Origin of the sequence: Iocasia fonsfrigidae (genome assembly GCF_017751145.1) — a bacterium.
Classification (GTDB): domain Bacteria; phylum Bacillota; class Halanaerobiia; order Halanaerobiales; family DTU029; genus Iocasia; species Iocasia fonsfrigidae.
On sequence record NZ_CP046640.1, the window covers coordinates 2484208 to 2502916 of the forward strand.

Below are 18709 nucleotides of genomic sequence, written 5' to 3' on the forward strand. Positions count from 1 at the left end.
AAAACCTGTTCGAAAAGCATCAGTATATACCGCTGGGGATTATATATCTTATTTATACCTTTTCGAACACACACTTTAATCTATCCTTTCCAACAAATAAGTGTTTTTTTCAGAATAAGAATTGTATTTCACAGCAAAATATGATATTGTATAATTAATTAATATTAATGCATAAATATTATTATCCTTGAAAGGGGGAAATAATTATCAAGGCTATACTGGTTCTAGAAGATGGTTTCACCTTGGAAGGCAGAACATTTGTCGGTAGTGGTGAAATCAAAGGAGAAGTTGTCTTTAATACAAGTATGACAGGATATCAGGAGATTATTACAGACCCCTCTTATAAGGGGCAGATGGTGGTTATGACCTATCCCCTGATTGGCAATTATGGTATAAATATTCATGATAATGAATCAAAACACCCTCAGGTGGAGGCCTTTATAGTAAAGGAATACTGTGAATATCCCCATAACTGGCAGTCTGAAGGTAGTTTGAAAAACTACCTGGAAAAACATAATATTATAGGTATCGAAGGGATTGATACACGGGCCCTAACCCGTCATATTAGGCAGGATGGTGCTATGAAGGGAATTATTTCTACAATAGATAATGATATAAACAGTCTAAACAAAAAAGTGAATAATTATGCAGGTTTAGTGGGTAAAGACATGGTTAAATACGTAAGCTGCAAAAAAGAATATCAATGGAATAAACAGGGCAAATACCATGTAGTAGCTATAGATTATGGTATTAAACATAGTATTTTAAAGATGTTAGAGGAAAATAACTGTCAAATAACAGTTGTCCCGGCCAGTACAAGTGCTGAATCAATACTGGAAAAAAATCCAAATGGTATTTTTCTATCGAACGGACCAGGTGATCCTGCAGCTGTCCCCTATGCTGTGAAGGAAACAAAAAAACTATTAGGTAAAAAACCTATTTTTGGCATCTGTTTTGGCCAGCAGATTTTAGGTCAAGCCCTGGGCCTTAGCACATATAAATTGAAATTTGGTCACCGGGGAGGTAATCACCCTGTCAAAAACCTGTTAAATAACCATGTAGAAATTTCAACTCAAAACCATGGTTTTTGTGTAGAATTACCTGATAAAAATGAACGGGAAAAAATGGGGGGGTATATAAAAGACCTGGAAATTACCCATATCAACTTAAATGACAATACCCTGGAAGGCTTCAGACACCCTGAACTTAATTGTTTTTCCATACAATATCACCCTGAAGCCTCACCAGGTCCACATGACTCTCACTATCTCTTTAAAGACTTTATTAAATTAATGTCTGACATACAATAGATATCAAAGGAGTGATTTGATGCCTAAAAGAACTGATCTGGAAAAAATATTAATTATTGGTTCTGGCCCAATAGTAATTGGTCAGGCCTGTGAATTTGATTACTCTGGTTCCCAAGCATGTAAGGCCCTTAAGCAAGAAGGATATACTATTATTCTCATCAATAGTAACCCTGCCACCATTATGACTGATCCTGAAATGGCTGATCAAACATATATTGAACCAATTGAAGTAGATATTATAGAAAAAATTATTGCTAAAGAAAAACCAGATGCTCTACTACCTACACTGGGAGGACAGACAGGTCTTAATATTGCCTCAACCTTACATCAGAATGGTGTTTTAAAGAAATACAATGTAGAATTAATCGGAGCTAATTTTGATGCTATTCAAAAAACCGAAGACCGGGAATTATTTAAAGATGTTATGAGTAGTATCGGTGTTGGTGTCTTAAAGAGTGTACATGTAACTACTGTTGATGCAGCTGTAAATTTTGCTGAACAGGTAGGTTATCCCCTTATTATCAGACCTTCCTTTACCTTAGGTGGTTCTGGTGGCGGAATAGCCTATAATATTGATGAACTAAAAGACATAGCCAGTAATGGTATCTCCCAAAGCCCCAGTAACCAGATTCTTATTGAAGAATCTGTTATCGGCTGGAAAGAATATGAACTGGAACTAATGAGAGATAAAAATGATAATGTAGTAATTGTCTGTTCTATAGAAAACCTTGACCCCATGGGGGTCCATACCGGTGATAGTATTACTGTAGCCCCGGTTCAGACCCTGTCTGATAAGGAATATCAGGAAATGCGGGATGAGGCCTTAAAGATAATCCGTGAAGTTGGGGTTGAAACTGGAGGCTCTAACATTCAATTTGCTGTTAATCCTGAAAATGGACGTAGAGTAGTTGTAGAAATGAATCCACGGGTATCAAGGTCTTCTGCCCTGGCTTCTAAGGCAACTGGCTTTGCTATCGCCAAAATAGCAGCTAAACTTGCTGTTGGATATACTCTTGATGAATTACCAAATGAAATAACCTATGAAACACCAGCCTGTTTTGAACCAGCTATAGATTATTGTGTTACCAAAATACCCCGCTGGGATTTTGATAAATTCCCTGGTGTTAAAAATGAATTAACCACCCAGATGAAGTCAGTTGGTGAAGTAATGGGTATTGGAAGAACCTTTAAAGAATCCCTGCAAAAAGCCCTCAGATCACTGGAACAGGGGCGCCACGGCTGGGGAGCAGATGGTAAAGATATCTATAGTTATAAAGAATTAACTTCTCTTGATTCTAGTAAGAAAAAAACAATTATTGATGATATAAAATCAAAACTACTGATTCCCAATAATGAAAGGATCTTCTACCTGCGTTATGCCTTAATCATCGGCCTTGATATCAATACACTATATGAATATACCGGGATAGATAAATGGTTTCTTTATAACTTAAAACAAATACTGGAAATGGAAATTAAATTGCGTAAAAGTAATTCCTTAAATAATGTAGATCAAGACCTTTTATATCAGGCCAAACAATATGGTTTCTCTGATCAGCAGCTGGCCTTTATTTTTGGTGAAGATGAAAAAACAATACGAGAATATCGCAAAAATGAGTCTATCAAGGCTGTCTTTAAATTAGTTGATACCTGTGCTGGAGAATTCAAGGCCTATACTCCCTACTATTATTCAACATATGAGGTTGAAGATGAAAGCCTGCGGACAGAAAAAAACAAGGTAATGATACTGGGAGGCGGTCCAAACCGAATAGGTCAGGGTATTGAATTTGACTATTGCTGTGTCCAGGCTGCCTATGCCCTTAAAGAACAGGACAAAGAAGTAATTATGGTTAATTGTAATCCGGAAACAGTCAGTACAGATTATGACACATCTGATAAATTATATTTTGAACCTATCACCCTGGAAGATGTATTAAATATCTGTCAAAAAGAACAGCCAGATGGGGTCATTCTTCAGTTCGGGGGGCAGACACCACTTAAGCTGGCCTTTGCTCTGGAAAAAGCAGGGATCAATGTCCTCGGGACTTCACCAACCAGTATTGACCTCTCAGAAGATAGGGAAAAATTCTCTAAGATAATCAAAAAGCTTAATTTAAAACAACCTCCCAATGGTATCGGCTATTCTTATCAAGAGGCTAAAATAATTGCTGATAATATTAGCTATCCTGTACTGGTTAGACCATCTTATGTACTGGGTGGCAGGGCAATGGAGGTAGTCTATGATGATATTTCTCTGGAAAACTATATGAACAAAGCAGTAGATGTATCCCCTGAACAACCTGTCTTAATTGACAAATTCCTGGAAGGTGCTGTTGAAGTTGATGTAGATGCTATAGCTGATGGGGAGGATTGTATTATTGGAGGAATAATGGAACATATCGAAATGGCTGGGGTCCATTCAGGTGACAGTGCCTGTGCCTTACCTCCCTACAGCCTATCAGATGAAATTATTGAAGAAATAAAAAAACAAACCAAAAACCTTGCCCAGGAATTAAATGTTCTTGGTTTATTAAACATTCAATTTGCCGTAAAGGATAAAGAAATTTATATCCTGGAGGTAAACCCCAGGGCCTCACGGACAATACCATTTGTCAGTAAAACAATAGGCAAATCCCTGGCCAAACTGGCAACCAGGGTAATGCTGGGAGAAAAACTTAAAGACCTGGGATTAACTGAATACCAGAAGACAAATTATATTGCCGTTAAAGAGGCAGTCTTTCCCTTTATTAAATTCCCAGGAGTAGATATTATTCTGGGACCCGAAATGAAATCTACTGGTGAGGTAATGGGAATTGATGATAACTTTGGTATGGCTTTTGCCAAAGCCCAGATGGGGGCTGGTCTCTCACTACCCCTGTCAGGAAATGTCTTAATTACAGTAAACGACCGCCATAAAAATGATGTCCTGCCTATAGCCAGACGTTTTAAAGAACATGGTTTTTCTCTAATCGCTACCAAGGGAACCGCTGAATTTCTTCAAAAAAATGGACTGGATGTAGAGATGGTTTATAAAATCGATGAAGGCCGCCCTGATATACTGGACTACATGAAAAACAACGATGTCCAATTCCTGATTAACAGTCCAGAAGGCAAAGGTGCTATCTATGATGAGGTTAAAATGAGAAGACAGGCTCTTTTGAAAAACATCCCACATGCAACAACAATACAGGGGGCTCAGGCTACTATTGAAGGAATAGAACAAATGAAAGCTAAGAAAATCTCTGTAAAGTCACTACAGGAATACCATGTATAAACATAAAAAAACACAGTCAGATTATAAAACTCTGACTGTGTTTTTTTATTTAAAATAACCCGGGATTTATATCCTCAATCGAATCAACAATTAAATCAGCCCCTGAAATATCCTGCTTACCAGAATTAGCATTCTTAAAACCAATACACTTCATACCTGCTTTTTTGGCCGCAGTAACCCCATGATAAGAGTCTTCGATGACAATACACTTTTCTTCAGGTTCATCAAGTAAACGGGCAGCCTTTATGTATATATCTGGGTTAGGTTTACTCCTTGCCAGTTCTTCTCCACTAACTTTAAGGTCAAAATATTCTTCTATAGCAAATTCTTTAAGAACCCTTACAATATATTTTATTGGTGAAGATGAAGCTAAGCCAATTTTAAAGTTATCAGCTTTTAATTTCTCAAGTAAGCCCACTATACCAGTAATCGGTTTTTCTTTATTATGATCAAGATACCTAATATTTTCTTCAATCTGATGCTTTATTAACTCCTCTATACTCTCCTGTAGATTATACCTGTCTTTTAAAATTCTCCACATATCATTGTTGGAACAACCTATAAACTCACTATACTCTTTTTTACTAATATCTAGACCCAATTCCTTAAAAAGACGCTGATTTACCCTATAATGTATTGGTTCACTATCAATAATTACTCCATCCATATCAAAAATAACTGCTGCTATCTTCCCCATTGCCACACTCCTTATTAATTTAATAAATTATTCCATAACTGTAGTATCAATTTTATCAAATAATAAAGGAAAAATCCACTGATAGAAATCCTGGCAATAAATCTGAATACAGCTAAAATACTAAAATCACTATCATGTTCATAGGTTTCAGTTTCTTTTTCATCTTCCCAGATTATTTTCTCATATTCACTTTGATCAAACTTATTAGCAACCACATCCCTGGCCATAGACAGCTGTGATTCAGGGACATATAGTGCCACACCAAAAGGACTTGTCCCTAGATAAACCTCCAGATAGGCACCAATATCAGGATATTTTCTCATGACTGGAATATCCATCTGTCTAAGCAGTGATTCAACAATATCTGCTTCATGGTCATTGTAGTTTCCTAACAAAGCAAACTCATTATTACCCATCAGCCACATCCTATCTTTAATTAAATTATTTATAAAGGAGCTCATAATCTAAAGAAATATCCTCTAATCTCCTGGAAAACCATATTTTTGATTCATCTAGTGCTTTATTATAAATAAGTTTACCAACCCCACTAAGAAAAAAATCAAGGGCCTTTTCTGCAGCAATAATACCTATCTCTTCATTCCTTTCCTCATAAAAAAAATCCTGAATCTCCTCAATAAGCCTTTTCTTCTCCTCCGCTTTCAAATCTATTGCTTTCATTAGAGTCCTTCCCCCTCTCTATTTATTCAAACACTTATTTACTCAATACATTTCCATACCATTAAATATTCTTTTTCATTTGTATTTTCATCAGTCAGTTCATCCTTTATTTTAAAACCATTATTAATATAAAAATCACAGGCCTTGTTATTCTTCTTAAAGACCTTTAATTCTATATAATCTCTATCCTTCTTTACAAAATCCATTAATTTTTTTCCATACCCCTGGCTTTGAAACCTACTATCAATAAAAATTGCTGCCAGATAGTTATCTAACATTGAAACAAAACCTCGTATTTCATTTTTTCCTTCTACAACATATGTATCAGACATAGGTAAATATTTTTCTCTCATATCTTCCTGTGCCGCCTGCCAATACCCTTCTCCAATAAAATCATGTGCTTTTAATGATACCTCAAACCAGATCTCAACCAGTTTATCAATATCCTCTTTCCTACTTTTTCTAATCATAAGTAACATCTCTCTTTTTATATTTATTTTTATTATTCAATTAATTTTTAACTATTAGATTTATAATGCCCTCTCCTTTCAATTTATCTGTTAGTTCAAATTTTACATTACATATTTGAATTCGATAAAAAAATATTAACCCCTTTATCTAGTAAGAAAAAACTTAAAAAAAATGGCTTCGTCACCCAGACTTAATCAAAATACATCAGCTTTTTTAACTCAAACTTTATTACACAGTTAATCAATAAACTATTAACCAGACAAATATGTTTGTCGGTCTTCAAAGTTATCCACAATCTCAAAATCGCGTAGTACGCTTAATTAATAAAAAACAAGAATTCAAAATATAATTATTAACTTTAATGTAATATTACTGTAATAAAACCGTTACATCTCTATGTTAATCTTATAATAACATACAACAGGAGGTAATCATATTATGAAAAAAACAAGAAATTGGACAAGTGCTTTTGCTGTAGTAATTTTGATAATAAGTTTTATAATAACTTCCCCAAGTTTAGCTCAAGTAGAAAAAGACCAGGTAGCAGGGAGTTTTACCCTTTATACCTCTCAACCAGATGCTGATGTTGAGGCATTAGTTGAGGGTTATAATAAAAAGTATCCTAAGGTTAGAGTTAACATATTCCGTTCAGGTACAGAAGAAGTTATTAGTAAATTAATGATTGAAAACAAGGCAGGAAAAATCCAGGCAGATGTTTTATTAGTAGCTGACAATGTTACCTTCGAAAGACTGGCTAAAGAAGGTATCTTATATTCATATAAATCTCCAGAATCATCAGCTATTCCTGCTCAATTTGTTGATCCTGAGGGAATGTATACAGGTACTAAGATAATATCCACTATTGTAGTAGTAAATACAAAACATGTTAGTAAAATACCTGATTCCTGGAAGATCTTAACCAGTAAGAAAGCTAAAAATAATGCTATGATGCCCAGTCCATTATATTCTGGAGCAGCAGCCTATAACCTTGGGATATTAACACGTCAATCCAAATTCACCTGGGATTTTTACAAAGCTCTTAACAACAATGGTATCAGGGTAGGTAAAGGTAATGGCTCAGTTATTAAGGCTGTTGCTTCTGGTGAAAAAGATTATGGCATGGTTATTGATTATATGGTAGCCAGGGCCAAAAAACAGGGGTCTCCTGTTGATTTAATATATCCTAAGGAAGGTGTTCCAGCTATAACTGAACCAATTGGTATTATTAAATCTTCAGATAACAAAACACTGGCTAAAACCTTTGTAGACTTTGTCTTATCTGAAGAAGGACAGAAATTAGCTGTAGAGATGGGTTACACCCCTATTCGTTCAGGTTTACAGGCCCCAACAGGATTAAAAACAATAGATGAAATTATGTTTTTAGAAGCAGATACTCAGGAATTATTAAAATCACGGGAAAGTGATAAGAAAAAGTTCAGCTATATTTTTAATCAATAAGCCATAACTTTGGAGGGAAATATATGCCTTTACTTAAGAGTAAGGACCATAAATTATGGTCCTTACTGGCAATTTTTAATATCAAGAAAAAGATTTACACAGGTATCGTTCTTTTACTGGTATTATTTTTCTTTATTTTACCAATAGCAAAATTAGCAATTATTAGTTTCAATTATGAAGGTAAATTTAGTATATTAAATTATTATAATATACTACTTGAAGATAGGACATGGGATACCTTAAAAAATACCCTAATTATCGTTTTGAGTTCTTCACTATTAGCCCTAATCATAGGCACAACTTTAGCCTGGTTAACTGCCTATACAGATATACGGGGGAAAAAAATTATTAAAATCTTATTATTTATTCCTTTTGTTATTCCCTCATATATAATTTCTCTATCCTGGATACAGTTAATAAATTCAGCAGAGCTGTTTTCGAAGCTTTCACTAAATATATACAGCTATGGTGGAATAATCTTTGTAATGGGAATCTGTCACTGCCCCCTAATCTTTCTAATGACTGAAACAGTCTTTCGCAAAATCCCCCGGGATTTAGAATTTGCCGGAAGGACCTGTGGTTGCAGCCGTTTTAAGGTAATATGTAAAATAACCCTACCAATGGCAGTACCGGGAATAAGCAGTGGTTGTATACTTACTTTTCTGGCCAGCTTGAGTAATTTTGGGATTCCAGCCTTTCTTGGTATCCCGGCCAATATTAATGTCTTAAATACTGTTATCTATCAAGAAATCGTCGGCTTTTCTTCAAATTCATTTAACAGAGCAGCAACCCTAGCTTCATTACTCGGCGTAATAGCCCTCTTAGGCAGTCTAATACTTTGGTACTTTTCGCGTAAATCAAAGAGACTCGAAACCTTTAAAGAAGATTATCAACCAAGAATCTTTTTAGGTAAATATAGAATAATCATAGAAATAATCACCTGGCTTTTTTTATTGAGCACAAGTATAATCCCTTTATTAGCAATGATAAAAACCTCAGTAATTAAGGCCTATGGCCTTGATTTTATCTGGAAAAACCTGACCCTTGATCATTACAAATTTATTCTTTGGCAAAGTAATAAAACTATCTCTGCGATTAAAAATAGCTTATTATTAGCTATAATTACAACTATTGTCTGCCTTATATTAGGTACAATGATTGCGTATTATCGAGTGCGTAAAAAAACAATAGTCAGCCGTATGATCGAAATTGTAGTAAGTATTCCCTATGCCCTACCTGGTATAGTCTTTGCACTTGCTATCATACTCATCTGGATAGAACCAATCCCAGGATGGAGCCCGGGTATTTATGGTACAGTCAAACTTATTTTTATAGCTTACATCATTCGTTTTCTAATCTTACAGATTAGAGGAAGTATTACTTCTATCTTACAGGTTGACATTTCAATGGAAGAAGCAGCTAGACTAAGTGGTGCCAATTTAATAATAAGGTGGAAAGAAATACTCTGGCCTCTGCTCTATTCAGGTGTTTTAGGGACAGCCTTACTTGTATTTGTAAATGTCTTAACAGAATTAACTGTCTCTTCAATACTCTGGTCAAGTGGTTCAGAAACTATTGGGGTAGTTATCTTTAATCTCGAACAGGCTGGTTATACAAGCTATTCTACTGCTTTTTCATCATTAATTGTCATTATGATTTCCCTATGTTTCGTAGTCTTTAACATTGTTAATAAATATAGTAGATCAGGAGTGAAAACACAATGAGTATTAAGATTTCGAATTTAAGTAAAAAATTTGGTGGTTTCAAAGCCCTTTCTTCAGTTAACCTAAATATAAAGCAAGGGGAATTTGTAGCTATTGTTGGGCCTTCAGGTTGTGGCAAAACTACATTATTGAGGCTAATAGCTGGCTTTGAACAACCTACAACAGGTTATATAAATATGCAGAACAAAACAATATCTAGCAAAAATAAATTACTAGCACCTGAACAGAGAAATATCGGTATGGTCTTTCAAAATTTTGCCCTCTGGCCACATATGAGTGTTAAAGAACATATCCTCTTCTCACTTAAAAACCACAATTACACTGCTCAAAATCTTAAAAAGAATACAAAAGAAAGGGTGGAAGAAATTTTAGAAATTGTAGGCCTGAAAAATTTCGCTAATAAAATGCCTGTTGAATTATCAGGTGGACAAAAACAACGTGTATCTCTAGCTAGGGCCATAGCCCCTCACCCCGCTCTTTTATTAATGGATGAGCCTTTAAGTAGTCTTGATATTGCCCTTAAAATGGATATGCGTCGAGAGATACAGACACTTCACCAGATCAGCAAAGCCACCATAATCTATGTTACCCATGATCAGGGGATTGCTATGGCAATGGCAGACAAAATAGTTGTTATGAATGAAGGAAAAATTGAACAAATAGGTAAACCAAAAGATATCTATACCAAACCCAAAACAGAATTTGTAGCTAGTTTTATAGGCAAGGCCAATTTAGTGCCTGGAAAATGGGAAAAATTTAATGAATTTGTTCCCCAATTTGCCAGCCATTTATCCTGGATAAATAATGATATTGCCGAAACATTCCATCAGAATAATATATTTCCAGTTAGACCAGAGGAATTTCATATCAAAAACAACAAGAATGGTATCCCAGCTGAAATTAAAAATGTATTATACCAAGGAAAAGAAATTCATTATACAGTTAGTGTCTTTGCTAAAGAATGGGAAATACACAGTAATCAACTGAATAAATATCAGATAGGCGATAAAGTAAGTCTTCATTATGACTTAGAACATGCCAATATTAAAGGCAAAAGAATAATACTATAATTTGAAAATAGAACACCCCTGTAATCTTAGTGTGACTTGCTTATGAAAGATTTATAAAAAATTATAACTATATGCTCTAAAGGTTTTATCATCAAAACAAACCATATAAACCTTCTGAATGTTTTTATCCCTATCCAAAAATTTTTTCATTACACTAATTGCTATTCCAGCTGCCCTTTTTAGTGGAAAACGATAGGCTCCTGTGCTTATTGATGGAAAAGCAATCGTTTTGATATCATTGGTAACTGCAAGTTCTAAAGAGTTTTTATAACAATTCGCCAAAAGTCGGTCTTCATTCTGTTTTCCACCATGCCAGACAGGACCAACTGTATGTATCACCCATTTGGCAGGCAATCTATAACCACCACTTATCTTAGCCTCTCCAGTCTTACAACCATTCAGCGTTTTACATTCTTCAAGTAATTCCAGACCAGCTGCTTTATGAATTGCCCCATCTACACCCCCACCACCCAGAAGAGAATTGTTGGCTGCATTAACAATGGCATCCACCTTACATTCTGTTATATCTCCTTTGATAACTGCTAATCTATCCATAAAAACCCTCCTTACTAAGACATAAAGATATTTTTTCTTTAAATATTAATGAAAATAATCTAAAATATCCCCGCTAAAAAAGCAGGAATATTTATATATATATATATTTATAGAGTCTGTTCGAAAAATATTAGTATATACCCGCCGGGGATTATATATCCCTTCACTCAACGGTAACACCTTAACTTCGTTCAGGGATATATAATCCCCTATTTCACTTATAATTATATACAAGCCAATGAACCCATTGGGTCCCATGGTTCTAATAATACAGCTTCTTTCTGGTAATCCTCCATTAATTCCTCTGATAAATATTTTTTATTTATGACCACTTCATAATTAAATTCTTCAAACCATTTATCACTCATAACAAAAAACCCTTTGTTTCCTGGTTCTTCTCCCCAGCTATTTTGCACCTTCCATCTATTTGCTTTAACATTATAAAGGTTAACCCCAGTAAATACCATAGCATGAGTTAAAACACTCTCACCATATTGCAATCTTTCTCCTTTATCTAAAGTAAAAGCTGTATTTAAAAGTTCTTCATAATTATACAAATCTGTATCCATTATTCCATAATCACGCTCTGACATCTGTCCTACATCACATCCAAACCAGACAGGTTCACCATTTTTTATCTGAGCTATAGAAAGTTCTTTTAACATATCTATTTCCAGATTTAAATAATGTATCTTTTGCCCATCAATAACATTACCCAGAAATTCTACTGTATATGTTTGATGAAAGGGCTTATCACTAGTTGGTGCATTAATTATACTAACATAATTATTCATCTTTATTTCAGAATATTTTTGATAAAATTCCAGGGGAGTTATATTTTCATCCCTAAAGAAATTATCTTCTTTATTTCTATATTCAAAATCAAAACTCTGTGGTGGCTCTCCTAAAAAATAACACAAAATAGAATAAATTTCATCAATCATTTCTTCTTTTTTATTGCGAAGTTCTGATAAGTTACCCCCCTGTTTATAATAATTCCTCAAAATCTTGGCATTATCCCGCAGCTTTAGATTTAATATTTTGTTCATAACAGCAGAATTACTGCTAGAATAACTTTCAGGCATAACATACTTGGGAACAATACCATATTTCTCTATTATTCCGGCAAACATATCCCACTGACCTCCGTCATTAGTAGGATTGTTTAGCAGCCACATAACTTTTCGACTAGTCAGATCCATATCTCTGGTTTCTATTATATTTTCCAGAAAATAATTTGATTTCTCCAGTTTATCCCAGAACATCGTATATGACTGAGATAGTTCAAAATCATGATTCTCAATATTTAGTTTATCAGAAATACTATATCTAATATTATTTAAAGCTGCAAACATCCAACACCTACCACTCTTTTTTTGATTAGTAACTTTACCAACATCAATTTCTTCAGAAAAATTATAATGTAAATTTGTTATGGATTCATAATTCATAGCTACATCATTAAAACCATTTTTTATCACTGCATCAGCTATAATTTTTTTCATTTTATTCTCATTAAAATTCTGTGAATATTTTTGAAGATTTTTTTTGTTAATAGCTTTGCTGGACATTTAAATCCCTCCTGTTTTTAAAAAACTTCATTATACCTTATACCTTTTACTATTTCTTAGCAATTACTTTTTTGTCCTACCATTATAATACTTAATATAATATATATTAAGAAATGCTATGTTCTATTTTATGTACTATATTTATTATAATTACTTTAACATTATGTACAACATAGGTTTTTTTCTTAGTGTAATTAAAAATAAATTGTATAAAATCCTTAAAAAAGAGTTTATAAAAAATACTTGACACTATCAAAAAAGAATCCTACTGAAAAAAATATTAGACACAAAGCAAGAATAACAATTATAATTTTATAAACCTTAATACTGATTAAATGCCTGGTTTTACTGACAATAACAGAGACAAAGCTAAACCAGGAAATATCAGATAAGATATGGCCAATATAGAATATAATAATACCTATTATACCAAAAGAATTATAAGAACTCATGATTAAGGAAAGCCCTACAACTGACCACCAGATAATAAAATATGGGTTAGTGACACTTAATATCACTCCGCTCAGTAGAATATTTTCCTGTCTATCATTATTAGCATCTTTTATATCAAGACTAACTTTATTTAAATATACATCCCGTAACATCTCAAAGCCCAGATAAACCAGAACTATTCCGCCTATCAGACCAATAATCAATCTAGCCAGATCAGTAGCAAGGTATTTTCCAACACCAATAAATATTAAGATTAGCAGGACTAACTCCAACAGGGCATGACCAATAGATAGAAAAAATCCGGTCTTTGAGCCATGACGGATACTCCTATCTACAGTATAGGTAAGCATAGAACCAGGCATCACAGCTCCTGAATAGCCAATAATTAATGATTTTAAAAATAAGGCTACCATCCTACTCAACCCCTTTAAACTATTAAATCACTCTATAAAATTATCTACATCTTTAAGAATATCCCCTGCACTACCATATAGAAGTAAGTCAAACATATTCTTTTTATCCACTTCATCTTTATTGATTAAGACCTTCTTACCCCTGGAGTGAAAAGGCAAATCACAAGCAGGACTAACTATCAGACTAGAGCCTATCACCAGAACCAGATCTGCTTCCTGGCAGTATTGGAAAGAACGCTTTAAAATATCCTCTGGCAGCTGATCACCAAAAAGTACAATATCAGGACGCAATCTGCCACCACAATACTGGCAGCCTATCTTTTCATAAAAGTCTCTGGCCGGGGCAGGTTTACCACAGTCCATACAACTGGCCCTATTCATAGTACCATGTAGTTCCAGAACATTCCTGCTGCCAGCCTTTTGATGGAGTCCATCTATATTCTGGGTAATAACAGCTGAAACATAGGACTCATCCTCCCACTTAGCCATTATTTCATGAGCTGCATTAGGCTGAGAGTCCCCATATTTACCAAAAAGATCCTTACAAAAACCATAAAATCTATCATATTCATTTTCCAGAATACTGCGATAAAAGGCATTCTGTTTTTGATAGAGGCCGTTTTTACTGCGGAAGTCAGGTATCCCAGATTCAGTTGAAATACCAGCCCCTGTTAGGACAACCATTGATTTAGCCCCTTTTATCCAGGATGCCAGCCTCTCTTTATCATGACTGCTTGTTAGCATTTTATCCCTCCTCTAGTTCATCTCTTCCATAAAAACTTCAGCCAGACTTTGCTGCAGATTACAACCGAGTTCATGAAAACTCTTATCAAGGGCCCTCATAGTGCGGTATAATTTCTCCTCATAACAGTTCTCACCCATATGTCCTATCCTCAATAATTTATTGCCAAACTGTCCCAGAGAATCAGCTATCATAACAGCAAATTTTCTGGTCATTATATGGTTTAATTGACGGTAGCTTATTCCTGCCGGAAGGCAAAAGGCAGTTACTGTATCTGAATAACCTGTTTCTGGGTATAGTTCCAGACCGGCAGCCGTCAGACTAGAACGTACAGCCCTGGCAATCTCCTTATGCCTGTCAAAAACCCCTTCATCTGCCAGCCATTTATCTAGACCAGCATCAAGTGCATAGATATCACTGATGGCCTGAGTGTAGGGGAAAAATTTCTTCTCATACCAATTCTGCCAGAGCTTAAGATTGGTATAAAAGCCTTTAATATCTGTCTGCCGTTCATTAATTGCCTCCCAGGCTGCAGAGCTTATACTCATAAAGGTTAAACCAGGTGGTACAGAAAGGCATTTCTGTGAACCCCCAAGCATAATATCAATCCCCCATCCATCCACCTCTACCGGTATACCACCTATAGCAGAGACTGCATCAACAACAGTTAAGATTTCATATTCCTGCAAAATCCCGGTAATCTCTGCTATAGGGTTAAGTACTCCAGTAGGTGTCTCACAATGAACAAAGGTAGCCAGTTTAAAATCATTATCCTGAGCAAGATAAGTCTGTAATTTAACCGGGTCAATAGCCCTTTCATAGGGAAATTCCAGGAGTTCAACATCTGCTCCATATAAATTAGCAAAATCAGCAAATCCTCTGCCAAAAATACCATTATCAAGAACCAGCACCCTATCACCTGGTTCAATTAAGGAAGCACAGGCACTCTCCAGACCGAGAATTCCCTCACCACTCATAATAATTGTATCGTTTTTTGTTCGCAAAAGTTTTTGTAACTTAGCAGTAGTATGAAGATAGTAATCAAAAAAATCAGGATCAAGGTCAGGGTTTGTTATCTTTTGGCTCATAGCTTGCCTAACCTCTTCACTTACTTCTGTTGGTCCTGGTGTCATTATTAATAAATCCCTCATCTAATCACTCCTTTTGTTTTCTTCTCTCCCTGCTCTATAGTAAAATCCCTTTATCCCTGTAAATTAACGACTATAATGCAATGCCCCACCTGCAAGATCAAGGGCCGCTTCATGGATTACTTCAGCAGTAGTAGGATGAGCATGAATTGTTTCAGTTAATTCTGCCACAGTCAATTTATTTTTAACAGCCAGTGTCACCTCAGCCAGCAAATCAGTAGCATGGGTACCAATAATTGAACCACCAATAAGTTGGCCACTCCCCTTTTCACTTATTAGTTTTATAAATCCTTCATCATGTCCTGCAGTCAAGGCCTTACCGTTAGCCATAAAAGGAAATCTCCCTACAGAAAAGTCAATCCCTTTTTTCTCAGCAGCCCGTTGACAAATACCTACTTCAGCAATCTCTGGATCGGTAAAAATAGCACTGGGAACTACTGTATAATCCATTCTAGAATCATCACCCATAATATTTTTAACAGCAACAACCCCCTGGTGTGAAGCAACATGAGCCAGTTGAATCTTATTGGTCACATCACCAATAGCATAGATGCCAGGTATATTTGTCTCCATCCTGTCATTAACCTTAATTCCGCCATTCTCATTTAATTCCAACCCCAGCTCCCCAGGATTAACCCCCTGATAAACCGGTTGACGCCCAACAGCCATTAAAACCTTATCAGCAGTAGCAAACTGTTCTTTCCCATCTTTATTAAAGAAAACCGAATAGGATTGATCAACACCCTGGCCTATTTTTTCTACCCGGGCACCTGTTACAATTCTTACTTCCTTTTTATTGGCCAAACGGGTTAATTCCTGTGAAATTTCAGGGTCACAGCTCTCTACCACCTGATCAAGGTATTCAACTACTGTAACCTCCACCTCAAAAGCAGCCAGGATAAAAGCAAATTCCATTCCAATAATCCCACCACCAACAACAACCATTCTGGGGGGCAATTCTTCTAAAGAAAGTGCTGTCTTACTATCGATAACTCCGGGTAAATCAGCACCCTCAATTGGTAGACCACTGGGTTTAGAACCAGTCGCAATAATAATATTATCAGCCTTTATTATTGAATGCTTATCCTCTAGCAGTTCAATTGTGCTCTTATCCACAAGACTGCCCATAGTATTAAAAACATCAATACCATGTACATCCATCAACTGCTCTATACCACCCACTAATCTTTTCACTATTTTATCTTTTCTGGACTGTATTTTTGACCAGTTAAACGTTAAATATGGTACATTAAAACCATTTTCCTCAGCCTTAGAAAAATCTTTATATATCTCAGCAGACCTAACCAGGGCCTTAGTCGGAATACATCCCCAGTTTAAACAAGTACCACCAAGTTTATCTTTCTCTATTAGAGCAACCTTTGCCCCTAGTTGGGCAGCCTTTATGGCAGCAACATAACCACCTGGACCCCCACCTAAAATAGCTATGTCATACTTTTCACCTGGCTCTTTTTTCTTTTTATCATACACAGTAGTTTGACCCTTATCATCTTTAAATGATTTCTCTTCCTTAGTATCTTTAACCGTTTCTTCCTTAATAATAGCTAGGGTCTCTCCGGCCTTAATCTCCTCCCCCTCTACCACTTCTATCCGAGATATAATACCATCTACTGTGGCTGAAATCTTCATGTTATTTTTAGCAGACTCCAACTCAAAAAGGATATCACCAGCCCTGACAGCTTCACCCTCTTTTTTATAAATCCTGATTAATTTAGCTTTGCTTCCACCACCCTCAACACTATCCAGTATCACTTCAATCATTTAAAAAACCTCCTTAATATACTGAAAATAGAATAGGCCTCCCTCCTAATAAAATCATAAGAAAAGGAGACAGGCCTGTCCATTTGATTTTTCATAAAACTAGGCAAAATCAGGAGCAAATTCTTCAATAGAATCTTTAAGGAGTGTTGCTGTATAGGTTAATGTAGGACCAGCACCAAAGGTTAAGGCTACCATAGCAGCCTCCATAATCTCTTCTTTAGTAGCACCAGCTTTCAGTGCTTCATAAACATGGTAAACTATACAGTATTCACAGCGAATAACAAGTGCAATACCAATACTAATTAATTCCTTCTGTTTAGCATCCAGTTCACCTGGTTTATCACATGCCCCCAGCATATTCATAAAGGCATTTACCTGTTCACCACTCGTCTCTTTAACAGCACCTACACCATTATGAAAGGCCTCTAACATTTCTCTTGGGTTTCCAGCCATTCTTTTCCCTCCTGATATTTATGTATTTTTTCTTTCCATGTGATTATAACATATTTTTGGGATTAATTAAATACCCTGTCATTACTTTTATTTCCTTTTTTTAGACAAAGGGATAATAGACTTTTCAGCATTTTTTATTATTATGTTCTTATTTCTTGAATTAATACTTTCTCTTTCCTTTATTTCTCCCTGATCTTAATTTATGATCTTTTAGATTATAAACTTTCTATAGAGATTTAAAATTTCTAAGAGATTATTAGAAATTAGTATATATTTATTTATAATTGCTTATATTAAAAAATAAATAAAAATATTTGGCTTTTTTAAACTTTGACTTTCTTTGACTTTGATGCTATCATTAATTTGTAAAATAAAAATACAATTTTTGGAGGTGGTTTTCAATGTTTGATTTAATTCCCTTTAGAAACCGTCGGCATGGAAAAGTAAGTGAGCTGGAAGATTCTTTTAATTCCCTGTTTTCCAACTTCTTTAATGATTTTATGGATATCAGCGGCTTCAGTTTTAAAGCAGATATCAAAGAAGAAGAAGACAAATACTTTATTGAAGCTGAATTACCTGGCCTCAATAAAGAAGAGATTAACGTTGAACTAAATGATGGCAGACTACTAATATCCGCTTCCAGAAATGAAGTCGTAGAAAAAGATGAAGACAACTACATCTATCGTGAGAGAAGTACAGGTAAATTCCAGCGCAGTTTCCAGCTAGAAAATGTCAAAGAAGATGAAATAAGTGCAGAATATAAAAACGGAATTCTCAAAATTGAATTGCCAAAAGAAGAACCAGGCATGAAACGCAGAAGAGTTATAGACATTAATTAAAAAACTTCATTTTAAAAAAAGAGCAGTCTCAAAATGAGACCGCTCTTTTTCATATACTCCTTTTTATTTAAAAA

General features: G+C 35.1%; 17 protein-coding genes. 6 read left to right on the forward strand and 11 right to left on the reverse strand.

Going from position 1 to position 18709, the window contains the following annotated elements; translation table 11 throughout:
- The first annotated feature begins 218 nt into the window (after window positions 1-218).
- Window positions 219-1310: a glutamine-hydrolyzing carbamoyl-phosphate synthase small subunit gene (carA, locus tag GM661_RS11995; protein ID WP_330165254.1), complete on the forward strand. Its 1092-nt coding sequence runs from the start codon at window positions 219-221 to the stop codon at window positions 1308-1310.
- 19 nt (window positions 1311-1329) lie between these two features.
- Window positions 1330-4584: a carbamoyl-phosphate synthase large subunit gene (gene carB / locus GM661_RS12000; protein ID WP_230867045.1), complete on the forward strand. Its 3255-nt coding sequence runs from the start codon at window positions 1330-1332 to the stop codon at window positions 4582-4584.
- A gap of 49 nt (window positions 4585-4633) precedes the next feature.
- On the opposite strand, the gene GM661_RS12005 is transcribed toward carB, so the two are convergent.
- Genes GM661_RS12005 through GM661_RS12020 form a run of 4 tightly spaced genes read right to left on the reverse strand, consistent with a single transcriptional unit; the run spans window position 4634 to window position 6429 of the window.
- Window positions 4634-5281 (reverse strand): HAD family hydrolase, encoded by a 648-nt coding sequence (locus GM661_RS12005; protein WP_230867046.1) that lies wholly within the window; start codon window positions 5279-5281, stop codon window positions 4634-4636.
- A 14-nt stretch (window positions 5282-5295) separates the two neighbouring features.
- The gene (locus GM661_RS12010; RefSeq protein ID WP_230867047.1) at window positions 5296-5697 is read right to left on the reverse strand and encodes a putative signal transducing protein; all 402 of its coding nucleotides are present in this window, start codon (window positions 5695-5697) and stop codon (window positions 5296-5298) included.
- Between the two features lie 25 nt (window positions 5698-5722).
- On the reverse strand, window positions 5723-5959 hold the full coding sequence (locus GM661_RS12015) for a DUF2164 domain-containing protein (protein ID WP_230867048.1): 237 nt from the start codon (window positions 5957-5959) through the stop codon (window positions 5723-5725).
- Window positions 5960-5997: 38 nt separating this feature from the next.
- A complete protein-coding gene (locus GM661_RS12020) occupies window positions 5998-6429 on the reverse strand; it encodes an N-acetyltransferase (RefSeq protein WP_125990840.1) in 432 nt (143 codons plus the stop codon).
- A gap of 439 nt (window positions 6430-6868) precedes the next feature.
- Between GM661_RS12020 and GM661_RS12025 the strand changes: the two genes are divergently transcribed.
- The 3 genes from GM661_RS12025 to GM661_RS12035 are packed head-to-tail and all read left to right on the forward strand — an operon-like array spanning window position 6869 to window position 10682.
- Window positions 6869-7888: an ABC transporter substrate-binding protein gene (locus tag GM661_RS12025; RefSeq protein ID WP_230867049.1), complete on the forward strand. Its 1020-nt coding sequence runs from the start codon at window positions 6869-6871 to the stop codon at window positions 7886-7888.
- A gap of 23 nt (window positions 7889-7911) precedes the next feature.
- Window positions 7912-9612, forward strand: coding sequence for an ABC transporter permease (locus tag GM661_RS12030; protein ID WP_230867050.1), 1701 nt, complete (start codon window positions 7912-7914; stop codon window positions 9610-9612).
- On the forward strand, window positions 9609-10682 hold the full coding sequence (locus GM661_RS12035) for an ABC transporter ATP-binding protein (RefSeq protein WP_230867051.1): 1074 nt from the start codon (window positions 9609-9611) through the stop codon (window positions 10680-10682). Before GM661_RS12030 ends, GM661_RS12035 begins: the two co-directional genes overlap by 4 nt.
- Before the next feature lie 51 nt (window positions 10683-10733).
- Here GM661_RS12035 and GM661_RS12040 read toward each other — a convergent pair whose 3' ends face one another.
- The 7 genes from GM661_RS12040 to GM661_RS12070 form a co-directional block, all read right to left on the reverse strand.
- Complete coding sequence (locus tag GM661_RS12040) at window positions 10734-11237, reverse strand: O-acetyl-ADP-ribose deacetylase (protein ID WP_230867052.1); 504 nt, start codon at window positions 11235-11237, stop codon at window positions 10734-10736.
- Window positions 11238-11461: 224 nt separating this feature from the next.
- A complete protein-coding gene (locus GM661_RS12045) occupies window positions 11462-12808 on the reverse strand; it encodes a C1 family peptidase (protein WP_230867053.1) in 1347 nt (448 codons plus the stop codon).
- 230 nt (window positions 12809-13038) lie between these two features.
- Window positions 13039-13674, reverse strand: coding sequence for a LysE family translocator (locus GM661_RS12050; RefSeq protein WP_125990846.1), 636 nt, complete (start codon window positions 13672-13674; stop codon window positions 13039-13041).
- 27 nt (window positions 13675-13701) lie between these two features.
- Window positions 13702-14418, reverse strand: a complete 717-nt coding sequence (locus GM661_RS12055; RefSeq protein WP_230867054.1) for an NAD-dependent protein deacylase — start codon at window positions 14416-14418, stop codon at window positions 13702-13704.
- 12 nt (window positions 14419-14430) lie between these two features.
- Window positions 14431-15567: a pyridoxal-phosphate-dependent aminotransferase family protein gene (locus GM661_RS12060; protein ID WP_230867055.1), complete on the reverse strand. Its 1137-nt coding sequence runs from the start codon at window positions 15565-15567 to the stop codon at window positions 14431-14433.
- 63 nt (window positions 15568-15630) lie between these two features.
- On the reverse strand, window positions 15631-17343 hold the full coding sequence (gene lpdA, locus GM661_RS12065) for a dihydrolipoyl dehydrogenase (protein ID WP_230867056.1): 1713 nt from the start codon (window positions 17341-17343) through the stop codon (window positions 15631-15633).
- Window positions 17344-17442: 99 nt separating this feature from the next.
- The gene (locus GM661_RS12070; RefSeq protein WP_125990850.1) at window positions 17443-17796 is read right to left on the reverse strand and encodes a carboxymuconolactone decarboxylase family protein; all 354 of its coding nucleotides are present in this window, start codon (window positions 17794-17796) and stop codon (window positions 17443-17445) included.
- 401 nt (window positions 17797-18197) lie between these two features.
- On the opposite strand from GM661_RS12070, the gene GM661_RS12075 reads away from it, so the two are divergent.
- Window positions 18198-18635: an Hsp20/alpha crystallin family protein gene (locus GM661_RS12075; RefSeq protein ID WP_125990851.1), complete on the forward strand. Its 438-nt coding sequence runs from the start codon at window positions 18198-18200 to the stop codon at window positions 18633-18635.
- The last annotated feature ends 74 nt before the right edge of the window (window positions 18636-18709 follow it).

Bases quoted from the DNA above. Each gene is read 5' to 3' on its own strand.
- carB (WP_230867045.1), top strand. From the start codon at position 1,330: ATGCCTAAAAGAACTGATCTGGAAAAAATATTAATTATTGGTTCTGGC.
- GM661_RS12005 (WP_230867046.1), bottom strand. From the start codon at position 5,281: ATGGGGAAGATAGCAGCAGTTATTTTTGATATGGATGGAGTAATTATT.
- GM661_RS12010 (WP_230867047.1), bottom strand. From the start codon at position 5,697: ATGGGTAATAATGAGTTTGCTTTGTTAGGAAACTACAATGACCATGAA.
- GM661_RS12015 (WP_230867048.1), bottom strand. From the start codon at position 5,959: ATGAAAGCAATAGATTTGAAAGCGGAGGAGAAGAAAAGGCTTATTGAG.
- GM661_RS12020 (WP_125990840.1), bottom strand. From the start codon at position 6,429: ATGATTAGAAAAAGTAGGAAAGAGGATATTGATAAACTGGTTGAGATC.
- GM661_RS12025 (WP_230867049.1), top strand. From the start codon at position 6,869: ATGAAAAAAACAAGAAATTGGACAAGTGCTTTTGCTGTAGTAATTTTG.
- GM661_RS12030 (WP_230867050.1), top strand. From the start codon at position 7,912: ATGCCTTTACTTAAGAGTAAGGACCATAAATTATGGTCCTTACTGGCA.
- GM661_RS12035 (WP_230867051.1), top strand. From the start codon at position 9,609: ATGAGTATTAAGATTTCGAATTTAAGTAAAAAATTTGGTGGTTTCAAA.
- GM661_RS12040 (WP_230867052.1), bottom strand. From the start codon at position 11,237: ATGGATAGATTAGCAGTTATCAAAGGAGATATAACAGAATGTAAGGTG.
- GM661_RS12045 (WP_230867053.1), bottom strand. From the start codon at position 12,808: ATGTCCAGCAAAGCTATTAACAAAAAAAATCTTCAAAAATATTCACAG.
- GM661_RS12050 (WP_125990846.1), bottom strand. From the start codon at position 13,674: ATGGTAGCCTTATTTTTAAAATCATTAATTATTGGCTATTCAGGAGCT.
- GM661_RS12055 (WP_230867054.1), bottom strand. From the start codon at position 14,418: ATGCTAACAAGCAGTCATGATAAAGAGAGGCTGGCATCCTGGATAAAA.
- GM661_RS12060 (WP_230867055.1), bottom strand. From the start codon at position 15,567: ATGAGGGATTTATTAATAATGACACCAGGACCAACAGAAGTAAGTGAA.
- lpdA (WP_230867056.1), bottom strand. From the start codon at position 17,343: ATGATTGAAGTGATACTGGATAGTGTTGAGGGTGGTGGAAGCAAAGCT.
- GM661_RS12070 (WP_125990850.1), bottom strand. From the start codon at position 17,796: ATGGCTGGAAACCCAAGAGAAATGTTAGAGGCCTTTCATAATGGTGTA.
- GM661_RS12075 (WP_125990851.1), top strand. From the start codon at position 18,198: ATGTTTGATTTAATTCCCTTTAGAAACCGTCGGCATGGAAAAGTAAGT.